We start from the raw sequence: 26106 nt of genomic DNA on the forward strand, positions 1-26106 counted from the left end.
CAAAAAAGAGGCTGGAATCGTTCAATCAAGATATCCTATATTGAAGATTCTGCCCAGTGTGCTATTGTGGCTAGGTTGTTCACAACAACAGCCTAAGACTAAAGCTGAGCAGCAGCGCTCTGTTTTAGAATATACTCTAGCAGCTGCTCCGGGTTGAGGTCAACGCCGCTTAGATTGATGGATAAAGGCGTAAAGCCCAATGCTGCATTTGCTCCCGCCAGCTTCCGTTTCAGAGGAGGCAATCGGCTCACATAGGCCTGTTCATCCCGCACGTATAAGCAAACAAAGTTTTCCCGGTTTACGGATTGTACGTATGCTCCCGTGATATCGGTCCAGAGAATGATACCTACGCCCAGGGTACGATCCAGGATGCCTTCATCCGTAATCTGCAGCCGTGGGCGAGTATCGAAAAACTGCCACCCTCCTACGGCCGCACAGGCCCCGAAGAAGACAATGGTTATGAGCCCCATACCCCAATTGCCTTTAGTCACAATCATAAATATTCCCATTGCTACAAACGCCAACCCACCCAGGGTTAGTAGCGCATGACGCTTGCGCGAGTTGTAGTAAATCAGGTTCTCCGTCATGTGCGCAACGTAGGGTTGGCTTAGCTGGGCTCCTCGATAATGAGGTTGTGGTTGGTGTAGATGCAAATGTCAGCGGCGATGTGCAAGGCTTCTTCTACCATCTGGCGGGCCGTGAGATGAGGGGCGTGCTTCTTGAGGGCCAACGCGGCGGCCTGGGCAAACATAGAGCCCGAGCCAATAGCGGCTACGTCGTTGTCGGGTTCCAGCACATCACCAGAGCCAGCAATGATGAGCAGCTCGTCTTTGTCTACTACAATCATCATGGCTTCGAGCTTGCGCAGATACTGGTCTTTGCGCCAGTCTTTGGCCAGCTCAATGGCAGCGCGCTTGAGGTTGCCACCGTAGCCTTCCAGCTTTTCCTCAAACTTGTCGAGCAGGCTGAAGGCATCGGCCGTGGAGCCGGCAAAGCCCGTCACGATTTTTCCGCCCTGAAGCTTACGGATTTTGCGCACGTTGTTTTTGGCCACGTGCTTGTCCATGGTAGCCTGACCGTCGGCACCGATGGCAATCTGCCCGTTGTGGCGCACACCGAGGACAGTGGTTGATCTTATCTTGGTCATTAGGTACTAGTTAAAAAGCTGTCATCCTGAGCGGAGCGAAGGACCTTCTCACGGCAGAACGAAAATCGTATTAACGACTCGTTCTTGTGTAAGAAGATCCTTCGCTCTGCTCAGGATGACAAAGAGGGAATTATATTTAGATCAGCATCCGTAGGGGGTCTTCCAGCAGGCTCTTCACCGTTTGCAGGAAGGCCGCGCCGGCTGCGCCGTCTACTACGCGGTGGTCACAGCTCAGCGTCACTTTCATCACGTTGCCGATAACCAGCGCACCATCCTTCACCACAGCAGTTTGCTTGATGCCTCCCACGGCCAGGATGCAGGCATCTGGCGGGTTGATGATGGCCGTAAACTCGTCGATGCCAAACATGCCCAGGTTGCTGATGGTGAAGGTACTACCCTCCCACTCGGCGGGTTGCAGCTTCTTGTTCTTGGCTTTGCCGGCCAGCTCCTTCACCTCGGTAGCAATCTGCGACATGCCTTTGCCGTCGGCATTGCGCACCACGGGCACTAGCAGGCCTTCGTCTACAGCCACGGCTACCCCGATGTTCACTACCTTGTTCTGGCGGATTTTGTCACCCAGCCACGAGGAGTTGATAACGGGGTGCTGCTTGAGCGCTACGGCGCATGCTTTGATCACCATGTCGTTGAAGCTGAGCTTCACCGGCGACAACTCGTTGAGCTTCACGCGGGTTTCCATGGCCTTGTCCATCAGAATTTCCATCGTGAGATAGAAATGCGGGGCCGTGAACAGGCTCTCCGACAGGCGACGGGCAATCACCTTGCGCATCTGCGACACGGGCGTGTCAGTGTAAGTGCCTTCGGCGGCAGCGGGGGCTGGTGCCGGGGTAGGCGCCGGTGCAGCTTTGGGAGCCTCAGGGGCGGGAGCAGCGGCCGGGGCAGCCTGGGGTGCAGCAGCGGGCTGGGCAGCAGGAGCAGCAGCGGGTTGCGCGGCGGCACCAGGCTGGAAGTTTTCAACGTCGCGCTGAATGATGCGGCCGTTGTCGCCACTACCCTTCACCTGGCTCAGGTCGATGCCTTTGTCTTTGGCAATGCTCTTGGCCAGCGGCGAGGCAAAAATGCGGCCGCCGTTGGCGTTGGCCGTTTGCGGTACTTCGGGGGTAGGCGCGGCGTTGGCGTCGGCCGGGCCTTCGGACTTCACGTCTGCAGCAGGCTGGACCGATTCGGCTTCTCCACCCGATTTGCCACTAATGAGGGCTTCCACATCAGCACCTTCTTCGCCGATAACGGCCAGTACGCCGTCCACCGGAATGGCTTCGCCTTCTTTCGGCCCGATGTACAGCAGCGTGCCGTCTTCGTAGTTATCCAGCTCCATGGTAGCCTTATCGGTTTCCACTTCGGCCAGCACGTCGCCGGACTTCACCTTGTCGCCTACCTTTTTCAGCCAGGCGGCAATGGTGCCTTCGGTCATGGTGTCGCTCATCTTCGGCATCCGAATCACGGTGGCCTTTTTGCCGTTGCCGGCAGGAGCTGCCGGGGCAGCAGGCTTGGCGGCTTCGGGAGCCGGAGCGGGTTTGGGTTCTTCCTTCGGCGCCTCGGCAGCGGGAGCCGGTGCAGCTTCAGCAGCCGGAGCGCTTCCGCCGGATTCGCCGTTCAGCAGACCCGAAATATCTTCGCCTTCTTTGCCGATAATGGCCAGCACGCCATCAACGGGCACGCTTTCGCCTTCTTTCGGACCTATGTAGAGGAGGGTACCGTCGTCGTAGTTTTCCAGCTCCATCGTGGCCTTATCGGTTTCGACTTCGGCCAGGACGTCGCCGGACTTCACTGTATCGCCTACCTTCTTGAGCCACGCGGCAATGACGCCTTCCGTCATGGTGTCGCTCATTTTAGGCATTTTGATGATTTCAGCCATCTGCTTTTTGTGCTTGGGTTGGAACGCCAAATTTAGCCCGAATTTCCGGGCAGGCAAGTAATAGATTAAGATGCGAGGCGCAATCTAAGGATTACGTCTGCGCTATTGGCACGTCCTGCTGAGCTGGTCGAAGTACCTCGCGTGCTTTACCAGACCGTCCTGCGGAGCGAAGTCGAAGCATCTCTACCGTGAGTAATCAATTACTATTCTAGCGAAGCACACGAGATGCTTCGACTTCGCTCCGCAGGACGGTCTGTGGTACCGGCTTACGCCAAGTGCGCAATATCCATGAAGTTGCGGGCCGTGAACATGGAGCCGGTGTAGTCCAGCAGGTACAGGCACAGGTTGTGGTGCTCGAAGGCATCCATACAGCTGAGGGGGTAGCCCAGCAGCTGGCAGAGCAGCACGCGCATGGCGCGGCCGTGCATGCATACTAGTATGGTTTCTTCCTCGGGGCGCGACAAAATCAGGTCGATAACCGGGCGCTGGCGAGCGGCTACGTCCTCGGGGCTTTCGCCGCCTATCATGGGGATGCTGGTGTTGCCAAGGCGCCACTGCTGCAGTACGTGGTGGTATTCCTCATCCTCCTCGGCCGTGATGCGAGTGCCTTCGCGGGCGCCCCAACTGATTTCGTTGAGGCCTGCATACTGCTCGTGAGGTAGGCCCAAATCCAGAAACGCCTGCACCGACTGGTGGGTGCGCTGCAACGTGGAGGTGTATACCTTATCGAACGGTACATGGCCATAGGCTGCGAAAAATTGTGCCGCCTGCCGCCGCCCTACCTCGTTCAGGCTGGAGTCGACGCCGCTGCCTTGCACAATGCCGCGCACGTTCAAATCGGTCTGGCCGTGCCGGATCAGGTAGATTTTTTTGACGCTCACTTTCCCGCTAGCTTTGCTGAATTCTCCCGAAAGTACGGATTTCAGGGCCGAAATCCGCGTTGCGCTGTTATCAATATATGACGAATTCTCCCGTTGATCTGGCTGAGCTGAACGCCTGGAGCCGCAATACCCTCGGCGAACATCTTGGCATTGAGCTGACTGAGGTAGGCGACCGGCTGCTGGTGGGCCGCATGCCCGTAGACCACCGCACACACCAGCCGATGGGCCTCCTACACGGCGGCGCCTCCGTGGCTCTGGCCGAAACGCTGGGCAGCATCGGCGCCATGTTGCAGGTAGACCGCACCAAGCAAGCGTGCGTGGGGCTGGAAATCAACGCCAATCACATCAAAGGGGTGCGTGAGGGCTACGTGGTAGGCCGTGCCACGGCTCTGCACGTGGGCCGCACCACGCAGGTGTGGGAAATTCGCATCACCCACGAGGAAACCGGCGCGCTGGTGTGCATCAGCCGTATCACAATGGCGGTGATTGATTTACCGAAGAAATAAGTATTAAGTCTGTCATCCTGAGCAGCGCAAAGGGCCTTCTCACGGTAGAACGAGTCGTTAGTGCGCTTGTCGTGCAAACGTGAGAAGGTCCTTCGCTGCGCTCAGGATGACAAACGATTGACCTTTATACTAATTAGAAAAACATGCAGCAACTTGCCTGGAACCCGGAGCTGCCGACGGCTATGCGGCTGCGGCAGTTGGTGGCTCTGGCCCTCACGTCGGGTAGGCCGGTGGCGCTGTGGCGCCTACCCGGTGCTGCGCACGCCCGGCTGTGCCTTACGCTGAAGGCCGATACAGCGCTGACGGGTTTGCCGCCGGTATTGGAGCCCAGCGCACCCGCGGGCTTTGCCTTTTTTCCGTTCTGGGATTCTGACCACAACCCGCCGCTGTTCCTGCCCGCCGATCTGTTTTTCGATCTGGCTACCCCCGGTACGATTCAGGTGAGTGCGGCGGCGGCAGTTCGCTTGCCGGAGCTGCGGCAGCGCTTTGCCGCCCTACCCCCCACGGCCCCGTTGCCTTGGCATATGAGTCCGCAACCCGTTCCCAAAGCAGCCACGCAGACGGAGTACGAGTCGTTTGTGGCGGCTGGGGTGGCGGCTATTGAGCAGGGCACGGTGCAAAAGGTGGTATCCAGCCGGGCGGTGCGGCGGCCATTGCCGGACGGGTTTGATGCGCTGGCAGCATTTAAGGACTTGCAGCAGCGCTACCCCAACGCCTTCGTGTCGTTGGTGAGTGCGCCGGGGGTCGGCACCTGGCTAGGTGCCACGCCCGAAGTGCTGGCTGAAATTACCGAAGACTCCGTGTTTCGGACGATGGCGCTGGCCGGCACCCAGCCGGCGCAGCCAGGGGTAGCACCCGCCGCCTCGTTGTGGACGGCGAAGGAGATGGAGGAGCATGCCATGGTAGCGCGATACATCGTCAACTGTTTCAAGCAATTGCGCTTGCGCGAGTACGACGAGCGTGGTCCGCGCGTGGCGGCAGCCGGCAACCTGCTGCACCTGCGCACCGATTTCGCCGTGCAGCTCAACCAGGTGCCTTTCCCGAACCTAGGCACTGATATGCTGCGCTTGCTCCACCCTACCCCCGCCGTGGCCGGTATGCCCAAGCAGCCCGCCCTCGACTTCCTACGCCGCCACGAGCACTACGACCGCGCCTATTACGCCGGCTTCCTCGGCCCTGTAAACCTTCCCGAAACCGGCTCTTCGCGCTTGTTTGTGAACCTGCGGTGTTTGCAGCTGCGTCCCCAGGAAGCCATCCTCTACGCCGGTACCGGCCTCACCGCCGACTCCGACCCCGCCCGCGAGTGGCAGGAAACGGAGCTGAAACTTCAGACGATTGGGGCGGTTTTGGAGTAGGACAGTCCATTTTCTCCCTGTCATCCTGAGCGGAGCGAAGGACCTTTTCACGCTAGACAGTAACTATCTAACGCCTGTTGTTCCTACGTGAGAAGGTCCTTCGCTCCGCTCAGGATGACAGACGATCATTAGCAACGAATACCAAGCTTCTATGTCCCTCCAAGCCATTCACAACATCCCCGAGATCTGCGCCCAATTGGGCATCACTGATGCGGTGCTGTCGCCCGGCTCGCGGTGTGCGCCGCTGACCATTGCTTTTGCCCGCCACCCCGGCGTGCAGGTGCGCACAGTGCCCGATGAGCGCGCGGCGGCGTTTATTGGTTTGGGCTTGGCGCAGGCGCAGCGGCGGGCGGTGGCGCTGGTATGTACGTCTGGTACGGCGGGGCTAAACTATGCGCCGGCTGTGGCCGAAGCCTATTTTCAGCAGATTCCGCTGGTGGTCTTCACTGCCGACCGCCCCCCGGAATGGATTGATCAGCTCGACGGCCAGACCATCCGGCAAACAGATTTGTACGGCGCCCACGCCAAAGGTTCGTTCACCCTACCTGTGGACACCACGCACCCCGACGCGGAGTGGCACGCGGCGCGCATTGTGAGTGAGGCCATCAACCTGGCGCAACGGGCACCCGCCGGACCGGTGCAGGTGAATGTGCCGCTGCGGGAGCCGTTCTACCCCAAAGCGGGCGAGGAGCTTACGTTTGGGCCGGTGAAGGTGACCCGAGAGGAAATGAGCGTACCGGCATTACCGCCAAGCCAGTTGGCCGCTCTACGCGACACCATCCGCGACGCCGAGCGTGTACTGGTGGTAGCCGGGCAGCACCAGTGGGAGCCTGCGTTGCAACAAGCGCTGCAACAGTTTGCCACAACGTTTGATGTACCCGTAGTGGGCGACACCATTGCCAATCTACCCTCCGCGATAGGCCGGCAAGATGCATTTTTGGCTGCCCAGAATCCGACTCTGAAAGAGTCGCTACGGCCTACCCTATTACTTACTTTCGGCCAGTCGTTGATTTCAAAAGCGTTGAAATTATACCTGCGCAATACGCCAATTACGCAGCATTGGCACATACAAGCCGCAGGCGAAGTAGCTGATACCTATCGTGCCCTCACCCAAGTAATTCGCTTGGAGCCAGTTGATTTTTTCGCTGCCTTGGCTTCAGCTGATACCGCAGATGGTATAAGCGTCTCCGAGTCTGCTAATCCAAGCTCGATTCCTGGCGCGACTACCATGCGTCCGCCGTTTCCTGCTGATGCCACTCGCGTAGCTCACCCTACCCCCCTAGCAGTTGACGCTGTATCATCTTCTTACGCAACCACCTGGCAACAAGCAGAAACACAAGCTACTAGCTTCCTAACTACCTTTTTCCAGCAACCCAATCAGCCGTTCAACGAATTCACGGCCATCCAACAGACCCTACAACTCCTCCCCGAGTATACAGCGCTGCACCTCGCCAATAGCATGGCGGTACGCTATGCCAACATCATCGGTCTACCCCATGGTAGGGCGGTGGAGGTGTTTGCCAACCGCGGCACCAGCGGCATCGACGGGTGCACCAGCACGGCGGTGGGCGCAGCGCTGGCCCAGCCGGAACGGCCGGTAGTGCTGCTTACTGGCGACGTGGCGTTTTTCTACGACCGCAACGCTTTCTGGCACAATTACCCTACCCCCAACCTGCGCGTGGTGCTGCTGAACAACCATGCGGGCGGTATTTTCCGGCTGATTGACGGGCCACGTCAGCAACCAGAGTTGGAGGAGTTCTTCGAGACGCGCCAGCCGCTACGGGCCGAGAATACGGCGCGGGATTTTGGGCTGCGCTACTTCGCGGTTTCGTCTTTCACAGAACTCGAATCGGCTTTACCCGTTTTCTTTGCAGCGGAAGGCGGTGCGGCACTGCTGGAAATCACCACCGACAGCCAAACCAACGCCGCCTTTTTTGAACACTACCGCAACTCTGTAAAGACTGCTTTCTAAAACATCATCTCTCCCGCGGGTCGAAATGATGCTTTATCTTATCTAATCAACACCCACTTGTATGTCTGAACAACTCGACTGGAAACCCATCAAAGAATTCCAGGAAATTCTCTTCACAGAAGCGGAGGGCATTGCCAAAATCTCCATCAATCGTCCGCAGGTGCACAATGCTTTCACGCCGCTCACGGTGCAGGAGATGATTGAGGCCATGGACATTTGCCGCAACCGCACCGATTTGGGCGTAATTATCCTCACGGGCGAGGGCGGCAAAGCGTTCTGCTCGGGTGGCGACCAGAGCGTACGGGGCCACGGCGGCTACGTAGGCGACGATACCGTGCCTCGCCTGAACGTATTGGACCTGCAAAAGCAGATTCGCTCCATCCCAAAACCTGTAATTGCCATGGTGGCCGGTTGGGCCATCGGGGGCGGGCATGTGCTGCACGTGGTCTGCGACCTGACCATTGCCGCCGACAACGCCCGCTTCGGGCAGACTGGCCCTAAGGTTGGCTCCTTCGATGGCGGTTTTGGGGCATCCTACCTGGCGCGCATTGTGGGGCAGAAGAAGGCCCGCGAAATCTGGTACCTCTGCGACCAGTACGACGCCCAGGAAGCCCTCGATATGGGTCTCGTGAACAAGGTAGTGCCGCTGGATAAGCTAGAGGAAACCACCGTAGCGTGGTGCCGCAAGATTCTGCAAAAGAGCCCCCTAGCGCTACGTATGCTCAAGTCGTCGTTCAATGCTGAGCTGGATGGGCAGGCTGGCATTCAGGAGCTTGCTGGCAACGCTACGTTGCTCTACTACCTCTCCGAAGAAGCTAAGGAAGGCAAGAACGCCTTCATCGAAAAGCGTCAGCCCGACTTCTCGAAATACCCCAAGTTCCCGTAACACGCCGGCACAGAGGGCACGTAAGAGTGGACTTCTACCCTTTTCTGAGGGTGGAAGTCCATTTTTTATTTCTGATATGCGCCTTTCCTACCTAATACTATCCGCTACCCTCACCGCAGGCTTCTTCAGCTGCACTACCTCCACTGAGCCTTCTGCTACTTCCCCTGATCTGGTAACACCCCCTACCCCCGATTCTTCCGTTATACCTCATCCGAACCCCGCGATAAGTCAGAATAAGCCGGTAACACTGGTGGGCCGAACGTTCCGCATTCACTCGATTGCAACAAGGGCCAACAACGCCGACGGCACGGCGCCTTTGTTTGCTATATATCTACATCCCAATGGGCTACGCGATAGTGTACTGGCGGCGCAGGACACCGAGCCGTCGGAGCTTGAACCAGACCGAAAAGCCAAGCTGGGCGTACCGAAAACGGCCGTTATTCTGTTTCAGACCTATTACGCAGGGGCAGGCTACTATTACTATGCCGCGGCAGAGGACAATCTACTACGCATCTATCGGAAGCAGCTAGAAGAAGCTACCTCTAACAACGCGCACTCACCGTTGCCGCAATGGCAGTTATTCAAGACTTTCGCCTTTTTCGCCGATGGCGTGCAGCAAGAATCAGTGGTGCCGTAAGGCAAGTTTTACCTCTTCTTTTCACCGCCGGAATAGCTTATCAACTACCTCTTGCACACCCTGCTGTAGCACTTACACCGCTACCTTCAACTCAAGGGTAGCGGGTTGCTTTTGCAGTAGTTGACCAGCCTCCCTTCATGCTACCTTCAGAATCTCTGGTGTCAGTTTGCACTCTTTGCGCTAGCTGATCGGCAGAACAACACAGCAAGAAGCACATTGCATACCTGTAGTATATTACACTGCAAATCAAATCTTTATCACCTTAAAATCTAGCTTACTGCTTCATCTGCCTGAAAAATTAGCGCCGATTTGAATGCTGCCAGTGGCTTGCAGGCCATGCAGCTGAACGCTACCCCAGGAGAATGAAGCTAACGAACGTCCTTTTTTTCTGTCTTTGCTGTGTCAGCCAATCCGTCGTCGCTCAGATTAGCCCGCCGGGTTTGGGGCAGGCCCACACTGCCGAGTGGCTGGCGGTAGGGATTCGGCAGGACCTCAATTCGCTCAAAAAGTGGCAATCCATGTCGTACGTTGGGCTGGGTCGCAAAAGCAACCCAACCGATTATAATCCGCTGGATAAATCATCCATTCTAGTTCTGAATCAGGAGTTTTACTATCGATTCCACAAACACTGGCAAAGCTCCTTTGCCCTGAGCTACCGCCGTCAGGACGCCTACGCCGAACGCTACCCCTACGACCACGAGGACCCACCCTTCGAGCAGGAGTTTAGAGCCTACAGCCGTTTTTCGTACGTGCTGGAAAACGCTCGCCTCAAGTTTGTACCCACGTTTCGGCAGGAATTCCGCAAGTTCTATACCCCTACCTTCACGAAGGAAGCTGAATCGTTTCAGTTTCGCTCCCGCGTGCGGCTGCAACTGACCCTCAACCTGGATGCAGCCAAAGTGCACCGCCTCATCGTCAGCTCCGAACAGTTGTTTTCGGCTAGTAAGCTGTCGGCGCCAAACCGGTGGACGGGCCTAGCCTACCAGGAAAGCCGGTTCGTGGGCTATTATTCGCTGGCGCCCACATCGTTGCCGTTTATTTTTGACATTGGGTATATGGCTAATCGACTGGGCACTACCTCGCCCAACTACGTGCACTACCTCGCCCTGGACGTCATCTGGAAAAACCCTTTCGGCCACCGAAGCCGGCAACGGACTCATGTGGGTAATCTGGAGTAGCCGGGCCTACCCCATCTAAAACTCTTGCGCATCGTAGCAACGCAATCTACTGGTTGCAGTAAGCAGCCGGTTGGTGTTTGCGGCGGCTCTTACAATGGTGCGCTCCCTACCCTTCGTGGACGACTCACGCTAAATGAAGACCCTGCTTCTGTACTGGTCTATTGCCACCCTCACCAGCGAGCGGGCCAGCATCCAGGACCCGAAGGTGCGTGAGCTGACCGATAGTAGTCTCAAAACGCAGAAGCGTGAGATGCAGCAGCGACTACAGCAGGAAAAAGCGCGGCAAATCATCCATTCCCTTTCAGCTGCGCGTGGCACGCCGAATTACGTAGCGCCCACGGGCAGCCTACGCCGCATTCTGCCGTATGATGCTGTATGCCTGCCATCCGTCGCATTCGCCTTATGCATATTCTGCAATACCTGGTGCTGGCCGGGCTGATGCTGACGCTGGTGTTGCTGACAGGGCAGCCGCGGCACTCCGCGGACACCAAGCAAACAACTACTCTTGTGGTGGTGCTATTGCTGGTGCTGCTAGTGCTGGTGGTAGGGGGTATTTATCTGCTGTTTCGGCGGATGCGGCCCAATCTGCGCCGTCCTGAGGCCGAGAATCTGCGCATCTATCAGAGCGTGGTGCTGCTGCGCAACAGCTTTCTGTCATTAGTGAGCTTGCCGCCCCTTCTACTCTACCACCTCACGGGCGAATGGGTGAACCTGCTGTCCTTTGGAGCGCTGCTGGTAGTACTGTGCGTGCTTACCTTGCCAACCGAGCGGAAGTTTCGGCGCTGGCTGCTCACATGATATTGGTCTCAGTGTAGCGCCGCCGTGTAATTTGATGCCTTTTAGCCGGGAGCTTCGTATGCGGTAGCAGTTGTATGGTTCAACCACGTGTTTTATTTGCGCCCTACCCTGTCTATGGCTACCCCTTCACTCCTCCCCGACTCGCTCCTGCTCAATGGCCGTACGTTTCGCTATGCCGATATCCAGCAATATCCCGCCAACTCGCCTACTGAGCTGAATGGCTACGAGGCTCGCGTGCTGGATTTTTGCCGGCAGTGGCTGAACGGGGCACTGGAATTTGAGTTGCAAACGTCGGGCTCTACGGGTCAGCCCCAGCCCGTGCGCATGACGCGGCGGCAGCTGACCGCCAGCGCCGCCCGCACCGGCGACTATTTCGACCTCGGCCCCGACACCCCCCTACTGGCCTGCTTGAACTGTGAGTTTGTAGGGGGCCTCATGATGCTGGTGCGTGGGTTTGAGCGCCATATGCACATTACCATTGTAGAGCCCCAGGCCGACCCTTTGGTGTTGCTACCCGCCAATGCTTCCATTGCCTTTGCTTCCTTTGTGCCCTTGCAGCTGCGCACCCTACTAGAGACCGGCCGGGCCGAGCAGCTCAACCAAATGAAGCTTATTCTGGTAGGCGGCGCCCCTACCGATGCCGCGCTTACCCAGCAGATTGCCCAGCTTACGGTGCCCGTGTACCTCACCTACGGCATGACCGAAACGGCCTCGCACATTGCCTTGCGCCACCTCAACGGCCCCGAGGCCTCGCCTTACTATCGCGTGCTGCCGGGCATCCACGTAGAGCAGGACGAGCGGGGCTGCTTGGCCATCCGGGCCGATGTCACCAACGATCAGCTCATCGTTACCAATGACCAAGTGCGCCTCCTGGATCAGCACACTTTCGAGTGGCTGGGTAGGGCTGACTTTGTGATAAACAGTGGGGGTGTGAAGGTGCAGGCCGAAAAAGTGGAGCTGGTGCTGGAAGTGGCTCTGGCCGAACTAGAGGTGTCGCGCCGCGCTTTCGTAACCGGCCTGCCCGACGAGCGCCTGGGCGAGCAAGTGACGGCCGTGCTGGAGGGCCACCCCCTACTCCCCGCGCAGCAGGACCAGCTGATAGGCTTGCTAGAGGAGCGGCTGAGCAAGTACGAACGCCCGCGCCGCTTGCTGTTCGTGCCGCAGTTCCAAACCACTGCATCTGGCAAGCTCGACCGGCGCAAGACGTTGAGCGAATTAGCACACATACCGGGGTAACTCAACACTAGCCTACCAGTATAAGAGGTACCGCCAGCACACCACCGGAAGCTACGCTGCCTACCCCTTTCCTACTGCATGTCTATTTTCAACTACAACCACGTTCTGCTTCTGCTTGGCATTGCTATTCTGGCGGTGGCTTGGCTTCCTTCCTTACTCGAAAAATACCCGCTTTCATATCCTATTCTGTTTGTGGCCTTGGGCACTGGGGCTTACTCAATACCGGCTCTCGGCCTACCCGACCCTAGTCCCTTGCACCACAGCAGCCTAGCTACCCACCTTATCGAGTTGTGCGTGATTGTGGCGCTGACCGGTACGGGACTGAAAATTGACCGGGCCTTTTCGTTCCGCAAATGGCGCATCCCACTGCTACTGATTGTGGTTCTGATGGTTATTACTGTGGTCAGCGTTGCGCTGGCGGCATGGTGGCTGCTTGCCGTGGCACCAGCCACCGCTATGCTAGTAGCTGGCGTGCTGGCTCCCACCGACCCCGTGCTGGCCGGCGATGTGCAGGTAGGCGACCCAGGCGAAGGCCGCGAGGACAACGTGCGCTTTGCTCTCACAGCCGAGGCTGGCCTGAACGACGGTTTCGCTTTTCCTTTCATTTATCTGGCCCTGGCGCTTCTTCCGGCTGCCATTCCTCTGTCGGAGCGGCTGGTACACTGGCTGTGGTTTGATGTTGCCTATCGAGTAATAGTTGGTTCGCTATCGGGCTGGTTGGCAGGCAAGCTGTTGGGCTACCTTATTTTTAAACTTCCCAAGCGTTTGAAGCTCAAAGCCTCAGCATATGGCTTTGTAGCGCTGGCTGTTACCCTCTGCACCTATGGCCTCACCGAAATGGCACACGGCTACGGCTTTCTGGCAGTATTTGTGGCGGCCATTACCCTGCGCGGCCGCGAGAAGGTACACGAGTATCATCACCAAATGCACGCTTTTACGGACCAGCTAGAGCGCCTGCTGATTGTGATAACGCTGGTACTATTTGGGGGGAATATTGCCCAGGGACTTCTCTCTACCCTCACGTGGCAGCAAGTGGCCCTGGCGTTGCTCTTGCTACTCGTGATACGCCCACTGGGCAGCATGCTCACGCTCGTTGGCTCGCGCATCACAATGCCCGAGCGCTGGGCTATTTCGTTTTTTGGAATTCGCGGCATCGGGTCGTTTTTCTACTTGGCGTTTGCGCTGGAGAAAGGCAGATTTCAACAGCCCGAACAGCTGCTTACCCTCACCGGCTTTGTGGTGCTGCTGTCGGTTGTGCTGCACGGCGTGCTGGCTACTCCCGTTATGACCTGGCTCGACCGCCGGGCCGGGCGCGCCTAGCGCCGCTACTCCTTTAGCAGCCCGCTTTGGGACAGCAGCCGCTCCCGGCCGCGCACAATCTGATACAAATCGCCCAAAAACAGCTTGACGCGCCCAATCAGAATGATTCCGCTTAGCTCCCGCTCCTCCTTTTGATTCAAGAAAAGCATCTGCCGATAACCAGCCCCGGCCCCTACCCCTATCCACCGAAACACGCGCATGTGTCCTACCACGGAAGGCTCTACCATCCAGATGTGGTCGATGGGCGACTGTTGCCGGTCGCCGTTGGGTAGGCGGAAGCTGGAAAAAACGGTGCCGTAGCCAAACTGCGTGGGCGTGCTCACCTCCCAGCGCGGCGTGCCAACGAGCACATACTCACCGTACACCGTCACGTAGCGAAAGCGCAGTTCACTGTCGGTGCCAACTGGCAGGCCGGGCGGCACCTTGATGCGGGCGGGCACCCCGCCGCTCAGAAAGTACCCCCCCAGGCCCGCCCGCAGCCGGCCGCGCCACTCCACGCCTACCTTCATGCCATAGATGCCCACCAGCTTGCCATTGAGGGGCGAGAAGCGCTGATCGAGCTGCACCACCACCCTGCGGTGCCGCTCCTGGCTGCTGTCGGGCGAGGCTACGCCCAGGCCCCTGCGGGCGGCAGCGGGCCGGGCAGCCAGCACTACCAGCAATAGCAAAAGCAGATGAGTAAAGTAGTTCACGCCCTCGAAATACGCGGCGAAACGACATGAGTTAAGTTTCCGGCCCACGGTTCACCTGTTTTTTTCGCCGCTTCACCCTCGCCACCCACTGCTTCGCCTCGATTTGGGCCACTGCCAGAGGCCGTTGCGCCGAATTTTAAACTCACTAACTCACCACTTCTGGCTATGTCTGACGCTTCCTTACCTACTTCTTTGTTCACCTTGGCCAGTAACATAGCCTTGGGAGGCTGGCTGCTGCTGGTATTAGCACCCCAGTGGCGCATTACGCACCGGGTGGTGGTGAGTGGGGCGTTGCCGCTGGTGCTAGCCGCCATGTATGCAGCGTGCATTGGCTATCACTACCTGAGCCCGCACGGCAGTGAAGGCGGCTTCGGCTCGCTGACCGAGGTAACTGCTCTGTTCCGCGACCCATGGGCGCTGCTGGCCGGCTGGGTACACTACCTCTGCTTCGATCTGGCTGTTGGTGCCTGGGAGCTTCGCGATGCCCAACGGCGCGGCCTGCCTCACTTGCTGGTGGTTCCTACCCTGGTGCTCACCTTTCTACTAGGGCCGGTAGGGCTGTTGCTCTACGCGGGCCTACGCCGGTTCTACCCCGCGCCTACCGTAGTGGCCTGATATCCATTCCTCCACATACTACCCTCATGAAAACGATCTTCGCTCCTGTTCCCGCTATTCGCCCTGCAGTCTTCCGTCTAGGTGCTCATTGGCGTCGGCCGGCTTGGCTGCGCCTGCTGCACGACTCCTACCCCCTGCTTACCTGGGTAGGCTGGCTACACGTGGCGGTAGTGGCTGGCGCCGTCATCCTCTGGCCGCTCGACCACCGTACCGTGACGGATCTGAACGTGTGGATCAAACCATTAAAATTCGGGGCTTCGGGGGTGCTCTACCTCTGGACGCTTGGCTGGCTCCTAGCCGATTTGCCCGCCTCGACGCAAGCCAACGTCCGGCACATTAGCCGCCTGGCGGGCATCACCATGGCCGGCGAAATTATCCTGATTTGCATGCAGGCCGCGCGGGGTACTACGTCTCATTTCAATCTGAGCAGCCCCTTCAACGGAGCGGTGTTTGCCACCATGGGCGTGCTGATTATGGTGAATACGGCGGCCATCGTGTGGGCTTTGCGGCTCACGTTCCGGTACCGGCCCGCGGGGTCGGAGGCGTGGGTGTGGGGCATCCGGCTGGGACTGGGGCTGTTTCTGGTGGGCAGCCTGGTAGGCGGCGCCATGAGCAGCCGCACGGCGCACACCGTGGGCGCGGCCGATGGGGGCGCGGGCCTACCCCTTCTGGGCTGGAGCACCCGTGCCGGCGACCTGCGCACCGCCCACTTTCTGGGTTTGCATGCCCTACAGGCCCTACCCCTGGCCGGCTGGCTGCTGGAGCGCACGGCGCCCCGCCTGCGCACTGGCTTGCAAACCGGCGCCATGTGCCTGATAGCGCTGGGCTACGCGGGTGCCATGGGCTGGCTGTACTGGCAGGCTATCGGCGGGCTGCCGCTGCTGGCTCGGCCGTAATTGCGTTATTTGGTCAGCCACTGCGCCCCGATACCTGCCGGGGCGCGCCTGTATGTCTCTATGAACGACCAACGCCTGCGCCTGCTGGGCATTCCACTGCTGGCGCTGCTGATTACACTGCTGGGCGACGACCCGCATCGGTTCAACTCGTGGCCGCACTTTTTTGTAAACTGGAGCATTTCGCTGCTTTTCACCACGGTGCTGTGGCTGGGCAACCGCCTGCTGTGGGACCTCCTGCTGCGGCGCTTTCCGGGCGTAGAGCACACGGCCCGCCGCCTGTGGTGGCTGGTTGTGCTATGCGTGCTGTATACCAGTGTGGCCTCGGTGGCCATCCTGTTGCTGCTGCATCTGCTGCTACCAGCCTTCTTTCCCCTCGAGGCCCGTGTGTTGCTGGTGCAGGTAGCCTTCAACCTGATTCCGACCACCGTAGTGCAGCTGATTTACGAAAGCCGCCATTTCTTTGAGCAGTGGCTGTGGAATGTGCGCCGGGCCGAGCAGCTGCAAAGCGCCGGAGTGCAAAGCCAGCTGGAAGCGTTGCGCAATCAGCTGGATCCGCATTTTCTGTTCAACTCCCTGAATACGCTATCGGCCCTGATTGAGCCCGACAACGAGCCGGCCCAGCAGTTTGTGGAGCAGCTCGCCGATGTGTACCGCTACGTGCTCCTGAGCCGCGACCAGGCCACCGTGCCCCTGCGCGAGGAGCTGACTTTTGTGGAAACCTACGTGGCGCTGCACAAGGCCCGCTTCCGCGACAATCTGCACGTAGCCTACCACATACCCGAGGCGGCATTAGCGCAGCACGTGGCCCCCCTCAGCGTGCAGCTGCTGGTAGAAAACGCCCTAAAACACAACGTGGCCTCGCAGGAGCAGCCGCTGCTACTCACTATTGCCTACGACCCGACTACCAACTACCTCACGGTGCAAAACCCCATCCGGCCCCGCACGGCCGGACTGCGTCCGCATACCCAGGTAGGGCTCGCCAACGTGCGCAAGCGCTACGAACTGTTGCAAGCTCCTCAACCGGTGCAGGTAGAAACCCACGATGGACTGTTTACGGTGCGGCTCCCGGTGCTACCCGCTACCAAAGCAACGCCCCCAACCACTACTCGCTGACGCTCTGAGTGGCTACCAGCTCCGCATCCAGTAACGTATTGGCCACTAATATGTTGCCCTCACTGGCTTGCACCAGGCTGGTGCCAGCCGGCATAGTCGGCGGATGGCATACCACCAAAGAGGTATGCCGGCGGCGCAGCCGGGCAGCGTAGCGCGTGAGCACCAACAGCATATCGGAGGATAGCACGGATAGTCCGCTGCAATCAAGCCAGATCTGGCCTTTGCCGCTGCGACTTGCCTGCCGCAGCGCATTGCACAGCAGCCCTGTATCGGTTGCCGCAGGTGCCGACTCAACCAAAATGACCAGATAGCTATTCGGCAGAACTTCGCGGTATACCTGCATGGGGCTGACGTTGGAAGGTGATATCAGGGGAGCGGTGCATTTATTGCCGTAGATAACCCAGCACAGACGGAATTATTGTGTGTACCCCGTCTGCCTGCCGGATTGACGGCCTTGCCTTGCGCTGCCTGATGTTGCTCCCAAAATAACGACTTTACCTTAATATAGTTGCATTAAATTATTGATTTTCAAAGTATTACTATAGCAAGCAAGTTGCACTATAACACTATACAACAAGAAAACAGGCAAGTAGTATATTATTCAATCAGCCCATTGCTGAGGGCGTATTTTATCAACGAAGCAGTATTCTTGGCCTGGGTTTTTTCCATCATGTTCTGCCGATGGGTTTCGATGGTGCGCTTACTGTTGTAGAGTTTATCAGCTATTTCGCTGGTAGTAAGGCCTTCTGAGATAAGCTTGAGTACCTCCAGCTCGCGGCGCGACAAAATCGATTCTTTCTTTGCTGGTTCGCTGGGGAGTACGGCCGGCGCAACGCCTGTACCTTGCAGCTTATACAACAGCTGAAAAGCCAGCTCTGAGCACAAAAACTGGCGCCCCGCAGCCACCGAGCGAATACCGAAGATTATTTCCTCTTTGCCAGCATTTTTCAGGATATATCCCGAGGCCCCGGCTTCCATCATGCGGCTGATATAGGCCTCATGGTCCAGCATCGATAAGATTAGCACCTGCGTTTGCGGGTAGAGCGCGCGCACGTGGCGTATGGCTTCTTCTCCACCCATAATGGGCATATTAATATCCATGAGCACTACATCGGCTGGCATGGTAGCCAGCTTGTCTAGCAGTTCCTGCCCATGGCCGGCCTGGTCTACTATTTCAATATCGGGCTCCTGTTGCAGCAGAAAGCTGATGCCATCCCGAATAATGGCATGGTCATCAACGAGTATTGTACGAATCATCCTGATGTTGTGGAAAGGGCAGAAAGTATAGTACTTTCATGTACGTGTTGGGCGCAATTTGGGCTATTTACGCTACACTATTTTCTTCCCGGTGTTCCTCTGTTTGATACCCCCCAGGACTTCCTCTGCATGACTGTTCTGCTTCTCGAAGATGAGTATCCGGCTGCCGAGCGTCTGCAACGGCTACTGCTGCAGGCGGCGCCTGGGGCGCAGGTCTTGGCTGTGCTCGACAGCGTGGCCGGCGCCCTTGCCTGGCTGGCGGCTCATCCTGCGCCCGACCTTATCCTGTCGGACGTTCAGCTGGCCGATGGGCTGAGCTTTGCGCTGTTTGAGCAACTGGTAGTGCGCGCCCCGGTTATCTTCACCACGGCCTACGACCAATATGCCATCCGGGCGTTTCGGGCCAATAGCATCGACTACCTACTCAAGCCCGTGAAGCTACAGGAACTGCAAGCGGCCCTCACCAAGCTGCGCCAGTGGCCTACCCTCCCCGACCCGGCGCAGCGCCTAGAGCGCCTGCTGGAAACACTGGCCGCGCCTCAGCAAACCTATAAAACCCGGTTTCTGGTGCGTAGCGGCGAGCAGCTACTCCCGTTGCCTACGGCGCAGGTAGCCTGGTTCCAGAGCCGCCACGAAACCACTACCCTCGTCACGCAGGAGGGCCAGCGCTTTGTAGTGGAGTACACGCTGGAGCAGTTGGAGCAATTGCTGAACCCGCAGGAGTTTTTCCGTCTCAATCGGCAGTTCATTGCCCAGCTACCGGCTGTGCAGCGTCTGCACGTCTATTTCAACGGCAAGCTCAAGCTCGATTTACACCCCGCCCCCAGTGAAGAAGTACTTGTGAGCCGGGAAAAAGCTACTGTGCTCAAGCAATGGTTAGAGCGATGAGGCGGTTAGATAGTGAGTAGAAATACGACTGTCATCTTGAGCGCAGCGAAGGACCTTCTTACGTCAGCACGATGCTCGCAACAACAACTTGTTCTAGCGTGAGAAGGTCCTTCGCTGCGCTCAGGATGACAGTCGTATTTCCACTCACTACTTACCATCTCACCTTTCTAGCCAGGCGCGGAAGGTGCTTACCCGCTCGCGGCTGACGAGTACGTCGCCCTCGGGGCTGGCGGGGGCGAGGGTTGTTTTCAGGCGGGAGTTGGTGTAGTGGATGATGTCCTGAATGGCGGCGTGGTGCACGAGGTAGGCGCGGTTGAGGCGGAAGAACTCGCGAGGGTTCAGGAGCTGCTCCAGTTGCTCCAGCGTCTGGTCTACCACCACGCGCCTACCCTCGCGGGTTTGCAGGAAGGTGGCCTTCTCAAAGCTGAAGAAATACGCCACCTGCGCCACCGGAATCACCTTGAGGTGCTCGCCTACCTTCACCACAAACTGCTGCTTGTACTGCGGCTGGGGTTGGAGCTGCTGCACCAGCTGTGTGAGCAGGGTAGCATCGAAGGCAGGGGCCGGGGCCGGCTGGCGGGCTTGCAGGCGGGCCACGGCGGCGGCCAGCTCGTCGGCATCAATGGGCTTTAGCAGGTAGTCGATGCTGTTGTGCTTGAAGGCGCGCAAGGCGTATTGGTCGTAGGCGGTGGTGAAGATAACCGGGCAGCGAACCTGCACGCGTTCAAACAGCTCAAAGCTCAGCCCATCGGCCAGCTGAATGTCTAGAAACAGCACGTCGGGGGCGGGTTGCGTGGCGCGCAGCAGCTCGGCGGCTTCCTCCACCGACTCGGCCGTGCCCACCACCTCGAGGGGCACTGGCTGCTTGCGGAGCAGGTCGGCGAGGCGGCGGGCGGCCAGGGGTTCGTCTTCAACCAGAATGGCACGCAGGGGGGTAGACATAGGAGACAAGTGTTATACAGATGTTTTTTTCGGTAAGAACCGTGCGGCGTTCCTACGAATCAGGAGGGAGCCTACTGTGGCCGTGAGTACAGTAGCCACCAGTACCATGGGCCAAAAGCGTTGCGAGGGTAGTGTCCGGGTAAGCGTTTCGGCCCAAAATGCGGCGTAGAGCCCTACCACCGACCAGTTCATGAAATAGTAGTGCCAGTGCAGCGCATTCTTCACGCGCCACCACATGGGCAGTATGCCCCCGGTCAGGACAGTTAGACTAACGATGGATAAGGCGTGAAACGGCCCAAACGTACCAAAGAGATGGTAGATCATGAAGGCGGTGGCGTTCAGCACCAGCATACATGCTACGTATGCATAGCCTAGGCGCTTGTGTGTGTGCCCTCCCTTACGATTTAGCAGCACCATCGCGCCTGTGAGCATAGCCAGCAGTGCCGACAGCAAATGAATGAGTCCGGTAGCAGAGTGAAACATAATAACATACGAGGTTAGGTGTTCAACACATAGGGAGCAGGGGTGCGGCGCTTTATGCACCCAGCATGCTCCTACCCCAGGGTCAGCAGCGGCAGCGCTACCACAAACTCGGTGGCCGTACGCTCAATGCGCACCGGCTGCTCGGTCAGGAAGCCGTAGCGCGCCTGCAAATTCCGCAGCCCCAGCCCGGTCGACTCGGCGGCGGCCACGGTGCGCGGGCGCAGGGTGTTGGCTACGCGCAGCTCGCGGGCAGCAGGGTCTATTTCCACCGTGATGTGTAGCGGGTTGCGCTGGCTGGTGGCATTGTGCTTGAAGGCGTTTTCGAGCAACAGCTGCACGGCCAGCGGTGGCACCAGCAGCGTATCTGCGCTGGCATCTGGCTGCTTTATCTCTACCTGAATGCCTTCGCCCAGGCGGGTGCGCTGCAAGTGCAGGTAAGACTCCACAAAAGCCAGCTCTTCGGTGAGCGGCACAACTTCCTGCTCCTGGCTATCGAGCACGTAGCGGTATACCTGAGCCAGCTGCCGGATGAAGCGCGTGGCACGGGCCGGGTCGTTTTCCTCTACCAGCACCGTCAGGGCGTTCAGCGAGTTGAACAAGAAGTGCGGGTCTACCTGCCGGCGCAGCGAGTCGAGGCGGGCGACGGCGCTTTCTTTTTCCAACCGCTGGGTGCGGATAGCCGCCTCGCGCCAGCCCAGCAAAAACGACCGGCTATGAATAAACAAGGACACCACCGTCGTCGTCACCAGAGGCAGAATAAACTGCCCCCACACGCGCGGCTCCAGTAGCTCGCGCAACGGCCGATGGTGGTAGAGCACCCGAAATCCGCCGTTCACCAGCACAATCACCAGCAACGACAGCACCGTGGAAAGCCCTACTGTGAGCAAAAACCGGCGGAGTGGCTCCTGGCGCCAGTCGGCTTTGCGGTTCAGCCAGGCGGCGGGGTAGCCATTGGCCAGCCACAGACCAACCGTGTAGCAAACGTTGTAGCCGAACGTTAGCCGGAAGTCCTCACTATTGATTGCGCACCCAGGGCAGAACAAAAAGGTAAGCCCCACCGACAACAGCAGCATAAGTCCCAGCAGCTGCCACCAGCGCAACGCATTGGCGTAGTGCTTTTTGAAGGTAGGAACTTCGGCCTTCGTGTGGGCTCTCATGGCTACAGAAATCATAACAGCAAAAAAAGTGTGTGGAAGTTACAGAAAAGCCGGTGGCAGCCAACCCGGAGCACGGCACACTACTTGGCAGCGGCCAGGGCGGTATTGCAGGTTTTGAGGCGGCTCAGTAGCTGCCCTTTGCCCCAATCGGGTGCAATAGCCGACGTCGGCTGAAACGCATCGAATTTCACCTTGGCCTCTTCATACAAAGGCTTGGCTACTTCCGGACCGCCGCCAAACATCTTGGGCGTGAAGAAGGCATTGTTGGCACCGATGAGGTAGGGCCGTGGGTTGTTGGGATTCAGCTTTTTAGCCTGCGCAATGGCCTCGTTCACCATGCCCGAATACTTCATGGAGCGCAGCATGGGCGACACGCCCAGTCGGGCCTGGTAGAGGTAGGCCTGCAATGCCAGCAACTCCGACTCGTCGCCGCCCAGCTTGCGGGCCTGCGCCAGGGCGGCCTCGGCCTGGTCGAGCGTCTTGTCTTTCATGTCGCCTTCTTCCTGACTTTGGAATACGTTGATCAGCAGCGCATAAGCCTGGTAATAGCGCGGCAACCAGTCCTGGGGCGCTACGGTAGCGGCGCGCTCAAACTTAGCGGCGCTGGCCTTCAGGGCAGCGGGGTCGCCAGTTTGCATCAGCTCCTGAATGGTGGCCGCCATCAAGTCCTGGTAGCCGGCCGGGGCCGTTTGGGTAGTGGCCGAAGCCGGTTTCGTTTGAGCCGATGTCGAAAGAGAAGCGGTGGCCAGGGCGAGCAGGAAGAACACCTTTTTCATTGTGGTAAGTGGTTGTGTGGATGTATCATCCAAAAGTCAGCAACCCCGACAATTGATGAAATTTCCTGCGTCTAAAGCGTCAGATAAGCCGGATGAAGTGTAGAAATCTTCTGATGGTATGATGGGCGCCTGGTGTAGTTCGGCTTGCCGGGCGCAATGCCCTTAGCCAAGCAACCCTACCCTGTTAGGCGCGTTTGCGGAAGATGCACAGCCGCCTTTTGGCTGTCCTACCCACTCGTCTCACTTTCTTTCCAATGAAAAAACTAATCAACAAAACAGCCCTCATCACCGGCTCCGATTCGGGAATTGGCCAGGCCACGGCCATCTTATTTGCCCAGGAGGGCGCCAACGTGGTAGTGGTGTACCACACCGATGCCGATGGGGCCGAGCACACGCGCCAGCAGGTGACGCAAGCCGGCCAGCGCGCTCTAGTGGTGCAGGCCGACGTGAGCGATGCCCAACAAGCTGAGCAACTTTTCAAGCAGACGCTGCTGGAGTTTGGTTCCGTGGATATTCTGGTGAACAACGCCGGCGTGAGCGGGGCGCACAAACCCGTGGTGGAGATGCAGCCCGAAGAGTTTGAGAAAACCATTCGCACCGATTTATTTGGGCCATTTTACCTAGCACGGCTGTTTGCCCAGCACCGCAAGCAGCGCGGCGGCAAGGGCAAGATTGTCAACGTCACGTCTATTCACGAGGAGGTAGTATCACCCGGCACGGCCGACTATTGCGCGGCCAAGGGCGGCCTACGCAACCTCACGCGCACGCTGGCCCTTGAACTGGCTGAAGACGGTATCAACGTCAACAACCTCGCCCCCGGCATGATCCTGACGCCCATGAACCAAAAAGCTCTCGACGACCCGCAAAAGCGTGAGGAGGGCGAGCAGCGCATCCCCATGAAACGGGCCGGCCAACCCGAGGAAATCGCCAAACTAGCCCTGTTTCTTTCCTCCGCTGATTCGGATTACGTGACGGGTTCTACTTACGTGATGGATGGCGGTTTCATGCGCATGGTGGCGCAAGGCGCGTAATGAGGGGAGGGGAGGAAGGTGTGAAGGTAAGAAGGGTAAGAAGGGTGTCATCCTGAGCGCAGCGAAGGACCTTCTCACGTCTGAACGACAAGCGTAATAAAGACTCGCCCTCACGTGAGAAGGTCCTTCGCTGCGCTCAGGATGACACCCTTCCTACTCTCCTCTACCTTCCCTACCCTCCTACCCTACCTTAATCCTCCGGCGCCGTGTGCAAATCCACCGGGCGGTTTTTGTTGATGGAAATCAGAAGGTACACGAACACCATGCGGCGGGCCGAGGGGAGCAGTGGCACGGCGGTGTAGCGGCCAGTAGCGGCGTCGGGCGTGCTGGCGTAGCGGTAGCCGAACACGTTCTGGCGGCCCAGGATATTGGAGCAACTCACATGAATGATGGCGAGGTTCTTATGGATTTGGGTGAGGTAGCTTAGGTTCAGACTCAGGTCTTGGAAGCTGGGTAGGCGGCCCGCGTTATAGCCTGTGCCTGTGGCAGCATCGTAGCGGTTGGGGTCGAAGTAGGCACGGGGGCTGCCGTAGCTGTAGGTGGCCCCGAATAGCGTGTGCCACTTATCTACCCAGTACTTACCCACCACCGAGAGATTGTGACGCGCCGCGTAGGTAGGCACTGCCCGTACTGGGTCGAAGCGCTGTTGGCGGCGGGTGTCGAGCAGGCTGTAGCTCACCCAGTAATCGAAGTTGCGCAAGGTGGTTTTGTCACGCCAGAGCACATCCAGGCCGCGGGCGTAGCCGGTGCCGGTGCTGCGGTAAGTAGCGGGGCTGGGCAGTTGGTAAGCCAGCGTGGCCGGGTTGAATGCGCCGGGCAGGTCGTAGCGCACTAGGTTGGCGTAGCGCTTGTCGTAGGCTTCGAGACGCAGCAGCCGGCGGTGCGCTTCGTACTGATACGTGAGCTGGTAATGGCGGGCACGCTCGAAACGCAGGGGCTCCGGGGCGTACTGCCCCAATCGCATGGCATCGTTGGTGGGCGTTTGGTAGAAGTAGCCCCAAGCGCCGGATAACTGGCTGTGTGGGTTGATTTGATAGGCCAGTGCCGCCCGCGGTGCGGCGTTCCAGCGGCCCAGCACCGCCGAGTATTCGGCCCGCGCTCCTACCCTGCCAGCTACCTTGTTGGAGAAGGCAATTTCCGACTCGGCAAAGCCCGCAGCCCGGCGTTCCGTGAAAGCCAGTGCCCGCGTCATGTCGCTTTCCCGAGCTTGATAGTGAAATTGATACCGCTGCGCCAATACTTCTGCGCCCAGCTTTAGGTTCCAGTAGGCACTGGCCGAGTCGTTGGTAACCACGGCCCTACCCACCACCGACTGCTCCAATTCCTGCACGCGCTGCTGGTCGGGTTGGATATGCTGGTTGTCGCGGGTGGCGGCAGCACCGGTTTGCAGACTCCAACCGCGGGCCAAGGGGGTGCGCCAGGTGGCATTGAGGTAGGCGTTGGTGTTGCGCAGGTCTACGGGCTGCCGACCATCAGCGTAGTCGGCGTTGGGTGTGAGTACGGCCATGTGCTGCTGCTGAAACGTTCCGTAGAGTTTCAGCATGCCCATCTCGCCGGTGCGTTGCCGGGCCGCTACCGAGCCACTGGCCGCTTGCAACGTGCGCAGAATCTGCTGGGGTACCAGCCCAAAGTAGGGTCGCATGTTCATGTAATCGGCCGTCACGGCTACCGACGACCGTTCCCACCGCTGCTGCCGGGCCAGCGTCAGCCCACCTAACGACAGCGCCGAAATGCCCGTTTGCGTCTCATCGGCCAAATCCACCGACCGCAGCGCCACCACCGCCGACAACGCCTGCCCGTACTCTGCCGAGTAGCCGCCCGTGCTGAACATCGTGCCCTTGAACAAAGTAGGCGCAAACCGCCCCCGCGCCGGCACGCCGCCCGGTGCGGCATTATAAGGGCTTTGCAGGGGTAGACCGTCGAGGTATTGTTTGGTTTCATAAGCCGCGCCGCCGCGCACAAACAGCTGGCCAGCCTCGCCATTGCGGGTAGTGCCGGGTAGGGTATTCAGGGCGCCGGCCACGTCGGCCTGGGCGCCGGCGGTGGTCTGCACGTCGCGGGCCGAGAAGGTGGTATTGCGCTTGTCGTCGCCGGCCTCGTAGGTACCAGCCGTTACGATTACGTCGCCTAGTTGATTGCGCACAGCCTTCAGCCGAAAGCTGAGTTGATGCGCTTTCCCATCCAGCACCACCGGTTGCTCCTGCGCCACATACCCCAGCAGCGAGGCTACCAGCGGCAGCGTGCCGCTTTGGGTAGTGGTGAACCGGAACCGGCCCAGTGTATCGGTGCTGGCCCCGTCGAAGGTGGTTTTCAAAAACACGTTCACGCCCGGCAGCGGCTGGCCGGCGGCATCGCGCACAGTGCCCGCAAGGGTAGTGGTCTGGGCCAGCAGGCGGCCGGCAGTAAGCAACAGGAGCAAAAGAGGTAGCAGTCGTTTCATCGGGGCAGCAGTGAAGTGATGCCCAAA

27 protein-coding genes are annotated in these 26106 nt (G+C 58.8%); 15 read left to right on the forward strand and 12 right to left on the reverse strand.

The window, feature by feature from the left end; all coding sequences use genetic code 11:
- Nucleotides 1–98: 98 nt before the first annotated feature.
- From MUN82_RS10740 to MUN82_RS10755, 4 genes are all read right to left on the reverse strand, one after another.
- Complete coding sequence (locus MUN82_RS10740) at nucleotides 99–587, reverse strand: STM3941 family protein (RefSeq protein ID WP_245097396.1); 489 nt, start codon at nucleotides 585–587, stop codon at nucleotides 99–101.
- 20 nt (nucleotides 588–607) lie between these two features.
- A complete protein-coding gene (gene hslV / locus MUN82_RS10745; protein ID WP_185283159.1) occupies nucleotides 608–1147 on the reverse strand; it encodes an ATP-dependent protease subunit HslV in 540 nt (179 codons plus the stop codon).
- 136 nt (nucleotides 1148–1283) lie between these two features.
- A complete protein-coding gene (locus MUN82_RS10750; protein WP_245097398.1) occupies nucleotides 1284–3020 on the reverse strand; it encodes a pyruvate dehydrogenase complex dihydrolipoamide acetyltransferase in 1737 nt (578 codons plus the stop codon).
- A 266-nt stretch (nucleotides 3021–3286) separates the two neighbouring features.
- Nucleotides 3287–3901, reverse strand: coding sequence for a histidine phosphatase family protein (locus MUN82_RS10755; protein ID WP_245097400.1), 615 nt, complete (start codon nucleotides 3899–3901; stop codon nucleotides 3287–3289).
- Nucleotides 3902–3978: 77 nt separating this feature from the next.
- On the opposite strand from MUN82_RS10755, the gene MUN82_RS10760 reads away from it, so the two are divergent.
- From MUN82_RS10760 to MUN82_RS10805, 10 genes are all read left to right on the forward strand, one after another.
- Nucleotides 3979–4407, forward strand: coding sequence for a hotdog fold thioesterase (locus MUN82_RS10760; protein WP_245097402.1), 429 nt, complete (start codon nucleotides 3979–3981; stop codon nucleotides 4405–4407).
- Nucleotides 4408–4550: 143 nt separating this feature from the next.
- Entirely contained in the window at nucleotides 4551–5762 is a 1212-nt protein-coding gene (locus MUN82_RS10765; protein ID WP_245097403.1) for a chorismate-binding protein, read from the forward strand.
- Between the two features lie 151 nt (nucleotides 5763–5913).
- The gene (menD, locus tag MUN82_RS10770) at nucleotides 5914–7734 is read left to right on the forward strand and encodes a 2-succinyl-5-enolpyruvyl-6-hydroxy-3-cyclohexene-1-carboxylic-acid synthase (RefSeq protein ID WP_245097405.1); all 1821 of its coding nucleotides are present in this window, start codon (nucleotides 5914–5916) and stop codon (nucleotides 7732–7734) included.
- A gap of 61 nt (nucleotides 7735–7795) precedes the next feature.
- The gene (menB, locus tag MUN82_RS10775; RefSeq protein WP_245097407.1) at nucleotides 7796–8620 is read left to right on the forward strand and encodes a 1,4-dihydroxy-2-naphthoyl-CoA synthase; all 825 of its coding nucleotides are present in this window, start codon (nucleotides 7796–7798) and stop codon (nucleotides 8618–8620) included.
- A 76-nt stretch (nucleotides 8621–8696) separates the two neighbouring features.
- Nucleotides 8697–9257: a hypothetical protein gene (locus tag MUN82_RS10780; protein WP_245097409.1), complete on the forward strand. Its 561-nt coding sequence runs from the start codon at nucleotides 8697–8699 to the stop codon at nucleotides 9255–9257.
- Nucleotides 9258–9697: 440 nt separating this feature from the next.
- Nucleotides 9698–10435 (forward strand): DUF2490 domain-containing protein, encoded by a 738-nt coding sequence (locus tag MUN82_RS10785; protein ID WP_245097411.1) that lies wholly within the window; start codon nucleotides 9698–9700, stop codon nucleotides 10433–10435.
- A 133-nt stretch (nucleotides 10436–10568) separates the two neighbouring features.
- Nucleotides 10569–10874: a hypothetical protein gene (locus tag MUN82_RS10790; RefSeq protein WP_245097412.1), complete on the forward strand. Its 306-nt coding sequence runs from the start codon at nucleotides 10569–10571 to the stop codon at nucleotides 10872–10874.
- Nucleotides 10838–11233: a hypothetical protein gene (locus tag MUN82_RS10795; RefSeq protein ID WP_245097414.1), complete on the forward strand. Its 396-nt coding sequence runs from the start codon at nucleotides 10838–10840 to the stop codon at nucleotides 11231–11233. The genes MUN82_RS10790 and MUN82_RS10795 overlap by 37 nt, the downstream gene beginning before the upstream one ends.
- Nucleotides 11234–11347: 114 nt before the next feature.
- Nucleotides 11348–12469, forward strand: coding sequence for an AMP-binding protein (locus MUN82_RS10800; RefSeq protein WP_245097416.1), 1122 nt, complete (start codon nucleotides 11348–11350; stop codon nucleotides 12467–12469).
- A gap of 78 nt (nucleotides 12470–12547) precedes the next feature.
- Nucleotides 12548–13789 carry a cation:proton antiporter gene (locus MUN82_RS10805; RefSeq protein ID WP_245097417.1) on the forward strand — a complete coding sequence of 414 codons (1242 nt, stop codon included), beginning with the start codon at nucleotides 12548–12550 and terminating at the stop codon, nucleotides 13787–13789.
- A gap of 5 nt (nucleotides 13790–13794) precedes the next feature.
- On the opposite strand, the gene MUN82_RS10810 is transcribed toward MUN82_RS10805, so the two are convergent.
- Nucleotides 13795–14481 carry a hypothetical protein gene (locus MUN82_RS10810; protein ID WP_245097419.1) on the reverse strand — a complete coding sequence of 229 codons (687 nt, stop codon included), beginning with the start codon at nucleotides 14479–14481 and terminating at the stop codon, nucleotides 13795–13797.
- Nucleotides 14482–14646: 165 nt separating this feature from the next.
- Between MUN82_RS10810 and MUN82_RS10815 the strand changes: the two genes are divergently transcribed.
- From MUN82_RS10815 to MUN82_RS10825, 3 genes are read left to right on the forward strand one after another with little or no spacing between them, the layout of a single operon-like run.
- Nucleotides 14647–15096 (forward strand): ABA4-like family protein, encoded by a 450-nt coding sequence (locus tag MUN82_RS10815; protein WP_245097421.1) that lies wholly within the window; start codon nucleotides 14647–14649, stop codon nucleotides 15094–15096.
- A gap of 26 nt (nucleotides 15097–15122) precedes the next feature.
- Nucleotides 15123–15992, forward strand: a complete 870-nt coding sequence (locus MUN82_RS10820; protein ID WP_245097422.1) for a hypothetical protein — start codon at nucleotides 15123–15125, stop codon at nucleotides 15990–15992.
- A gap of 60 nt (nucleotides 15993–16052) precedes the next feature.
- On the forward strand, nucleotides 16053–17105 hold the full coding sequence (locus MUN82_RS10825; protein ID WP_245097424.1) for a sensor histidine kinase: 1053 nt from the start codon (nucleotides 16053–16055) through the stop codon (nucleotides 17103–17105).
- Here MUN82_RS10825 and MUN82_RS10830 read toward each other — a convergent pair.
- Complete coding sequence (locus MUN82_RS10830) at nucleotides 17095–17448, reverse strand: STAS domain-containing protein (protein ID WP_245097426.1); 354 nt, start codon at nucleotides 17446–17448, stop codon at nucleotides 17095–17097. The two genes, MUN82_RS10825 and MUN82_RS10830, sit on opposite strands and share 11 nt — an antisense overlap.
- A 254-nt stretch (nucleotides 17449–17702) precedes the next feature.
- A complete protein-coding gene (locus MUN82_RS10835) occupies nucleotides 17703–18362 on the reverse strand; it encodes a response regulator transcription factor (protein ID WP_245097427.1) in 660 nt (219 codons plus the stop codon).
- 129 nt (nucleotides 18363–18491) lie between these two features.
- Here MUN82_RS10835 and MUN82_RS10840 point away from each other — a divergent pair, with 129 nt between their 5' ends.
- Nucleotides 18492–19250 carry a LytR/AlgR family response regulator transcription factor gene (locus MUN82_RS10840; RefSeq protein ID WP_245097429.1) on the forward strand — a complete coding sequence of 253 codons (759 nt, stop codon included), beginning with the start codon at nucleotides 18492–18494 and terminating at the stop codon, nucleotides 19248–19250.
- Nucleotides 19251–19409: 159 nt separating this feature from the next.
- Here the strand turns inward: MUN82_RS10840 and MUN82_RS10845 are convergent, their stop codons facing one another.
- The 4 genes from MUN82_RS10845 to MUN82_RS10860 form a co-directional block, all read right to left on the reverse strand.
- Nucleotides 19410–20192 (reverse strand): LytR/AlgR family response regulator transcription factor, encoded by a 783-nt coding sequence (locus MUN82_RS10845; protein WP_245097431.1) that lies wholly within the window; start codon nucleotides 20190–20192, stop codon nucleotides 19410–19412.
- A gap of 12 nt (nucleotides 20193–20204) precedes the next feature.
- Nucleotides 20205–20675 carry a DUF2306 domain-containing protein gene (locus MUN82_RS10850; RefSeq protein WP_245097433.1) on the reverse strand — a complete coding sequence of 157 codons (471 nt, stop codon included), beginning with the start codon at nucleotides 20673–20675 and terminating at the stop codon, nucleotides 20205–20207.
- Between the two features lie 71 nt (nucleotides 20676–20746).
- The gene (locus tag MUN82_RS10855; protein ID WP_245097434.1) at nucleotides 20747–21847 is read right to left on the reverse strand and encodes a sensor histidine kinase; all 1101 of its coding nucleotides are present in this window, start codon (nucleotides 21845–21847) and stop codon (nucleotides 20747–20749) included.
- A 65-nt stretch (nucleotides 21848–21912) separates the two neighbouring features.
- Nucleotides 21913–22608, reverse strand: coding sequence for a hypothetical protein (locus MUN82_RS10860; protein ID WP_245097435.1), 696 nt, complete (start codon nucleotides 22606–22608; stop codon nucleotides 21913–21915).
- 254 nt (nucleotides 22609–22862) lie between these two features.
- Between MUN82_RS10860 and MUN82_RS10865 the strand changes: the two genes are divergently transcribed.
- The gene (locus tag MUN82_RS10865) at nucleotides 22863–23639 is read left to right on the forward strand and encodes an SDR family NAD(P)-dependent oxidoreductase (protein ID WP_245097436.1); all 777 of its coding nucleotides are present in this window, start codon (nucleotides 22863–22865) and stop codon (nucleotides 23637–23639) included.
- Between the two features lie 190 nt (nucleotides 23640–23829).
- On the opposite strand, the gene MUN82_RS10870 is transcribed toward MUN82_RS10865, so the two are convergent.
- Nucleotides 23830–26079, reverse strand: coding sequence for a TonB-dependent receptor (locus tag MUN82_RS10870; protein WP_245097438.1), 2250 nt, complete (start codon nucleotides 26077–26079; stop codon nucleotides 23830–23832).
- Between the last annotated feature and the right edge of the window lie 27 nt (nucleotides 26080–26106).

The organism is Hymenobacter aerilatus (assembly GCF_022921095.1).
GTDB classification, from domain to species: domain Bacteria; phylum Bacteroidota; class Bacteroidia; order Cytophagales; family Hymenobacteraceae; genus Hymenobacter; species Hymenobacter aerilatus.

Excerpts from the sequence above, each read along its gene's own strand:
- MUN82_RS10740 (WP_245097396.1), bottom strand. The coding sequence starts at position 587 with ATGACGGAGAACCTGATTTACTACAACTCGCGCAAGCGTCATGCGCTA.
- hslV (WP_185283159.1), bottom strand. The coding sequence starts at position 1,147 with ATGACCAAGATAAGATCAACCACTGTCCTCGGTGTGCGCCACAACGGG.
- MUN82_RS10750 (WP_245097398.1), bottom strand. The coding sequence starts at position 3,020 with ATGGCTGAAATCATCAAAATGCCTAAAATGAGCGACACCATGACGGAA.
- MUN82_RS10760 (WP_245097402.1), top strand. The coding sequence starts at position 3,979 with ATGACGAATTCTCCCGTTGATCTGGCTGAGCTGAACGCCTGGAGCCGC.
- MUN82_RS10765 (WP_245097403.1), top strand. The coding sequence starts at position 4,551 with ATGCAGCAACTTGCCTGGAACCCGGAGCTGCCGACGGCTATGCGGCTG.
- menD (WP_245097405.1), top strand. The coding sequence starts at position 5,914 with ATGTCCCTCCAAGCCATTCACAACATCCCCGAGATCTGCGCCCAATTG.
- menB (WP_245097407.1), top strand. The coding sequence starts at position 7,796 with ATGTCTGAACAACTCGACTGGAAACCCATCAAAGAATTCCAGGAAATT.
- MUN82_RS10780 (WP_245097409.1), top strand. The coding sequence starts at position 8,697 with ATGCGCCTTTCCTACCTAATACTATCCGCTACCCTCACCGCAGGCTTC.
- MUN82_RS10790 (WP_245097412.1), top strand. The coding sequence starts at position 10,569 with ATGAAGACCCTGCTTCTGTACTGGTCTATTGCCACCCTCACCAGCGAG.
- MUN82_RS10795 (WP_245097414.1), top strand. The coding sequence starts at position 10,838 with ATGCATATTCTGCAATACCTGGTGCTGGCCGGGCTGATGCTGACGCTG.
- MUN82_RS10800 (WP_245097416.1), top strand. The coding sequence starts at position 11,348 with ATGGCTACCCCTTCACTCCTCCCCGACTCGCTCCTGCTCAATGGCCGT.
- MUN82_RS10805 (WP_245097417.1), top strand. The coding sequence starts at position 12,548 with ATGTCTATTTTCAACTACAACCACGTTCTGCTTCTGCTTGGCATTGCT.
- MUN82_RS10815 (WP_245097421.1), top strand. The coding sequence starts at position 14,647 with ATGTCTGACGCTTCCTTACCTACTTCTTTGTTCACCTTGGCCAGTAAC.
- MUN82_RS10820 (WP_245097422.1), top strand. The coding sequence starts at position 15,123 with ATGAAAACGATCTTCGCTCCTGTTCCCGCTATTCGCCCTGCAGTCTTC.
- MUN82_RS10825 (WP_245097424.1), top strand. The coding sequence starts at position 16,053 with ATGAACGACCAACGCCTGCGCCTGCTGGGCATTCCACTGCTGGCGCTG.
- MUN82_RS10830 (WP_245097426.1), bottom strand. The coding sequence starts at position 17,448 with ATGCAGGTATACCGCGAAGTTCTGCCGAATAGCTATCTGGTCATTTTG.
- MUN82_RS10835 (WP_245097427.1), bottom strand. The coding sequence starts at position 18,362 with ATGATTCGTACAATACTCGTTGATGACCATGCCATTATTCGGGATGGC.
- MUN82_RS10840 (WP_245097429.1), top strand. The coding sequence starts at position 18,492 with ATGACTGTTCTGCTTCTCGAAGATGAGTATCCGGCTGCCGAGCGTCTG.
- MUN82_RS10845 (WP_245097431.1), bottom strand. The coding sequence starts at position 20,192 with ATGTCTACCCCCCTGCGTGCCATTCTGGTTGAAGACGAACCCCTGGCC.
- MUN82_RS10850 (WP_245097433.1), bottom strand. The coding sequence starts at position 20,675 with ATGTTTCACTCTGCTACCGGACTCATTCATTTGCTGTCGGCACTGCTG.
- MUN82_RS10855 (WP_245097434.1), bottom strand. The coding sequence starts at position 21,847 with ATGATTTCTGTAGCCATGAGAGCCCACACGAAGGCCGAAGTTCCTACC.
- MUN82_RS10860 (WP_245097435.1), bottom strand. The coding sequence starts at position 22,608 with ATGAAAAAGGTGTTCTTCCTGCTCGCCCTGGCCACCGCTTCTCTTTCG.
- MUN82_RS10865 (WP_245097436.1), top strand. The coding sequence starts at position 22,863 with ATGAAAAAACTAATCAACAAAACAGCCCTCATCACCGGCTCCGATTCG.
- MUN82_RS10870 (WP_245097438.1), bottom strand. The coding sequence starts at position 26,079 with ATGAAACGACTGCTACCTCTTTTGCTCCTGTTGCTTACTGCCGGCCGC.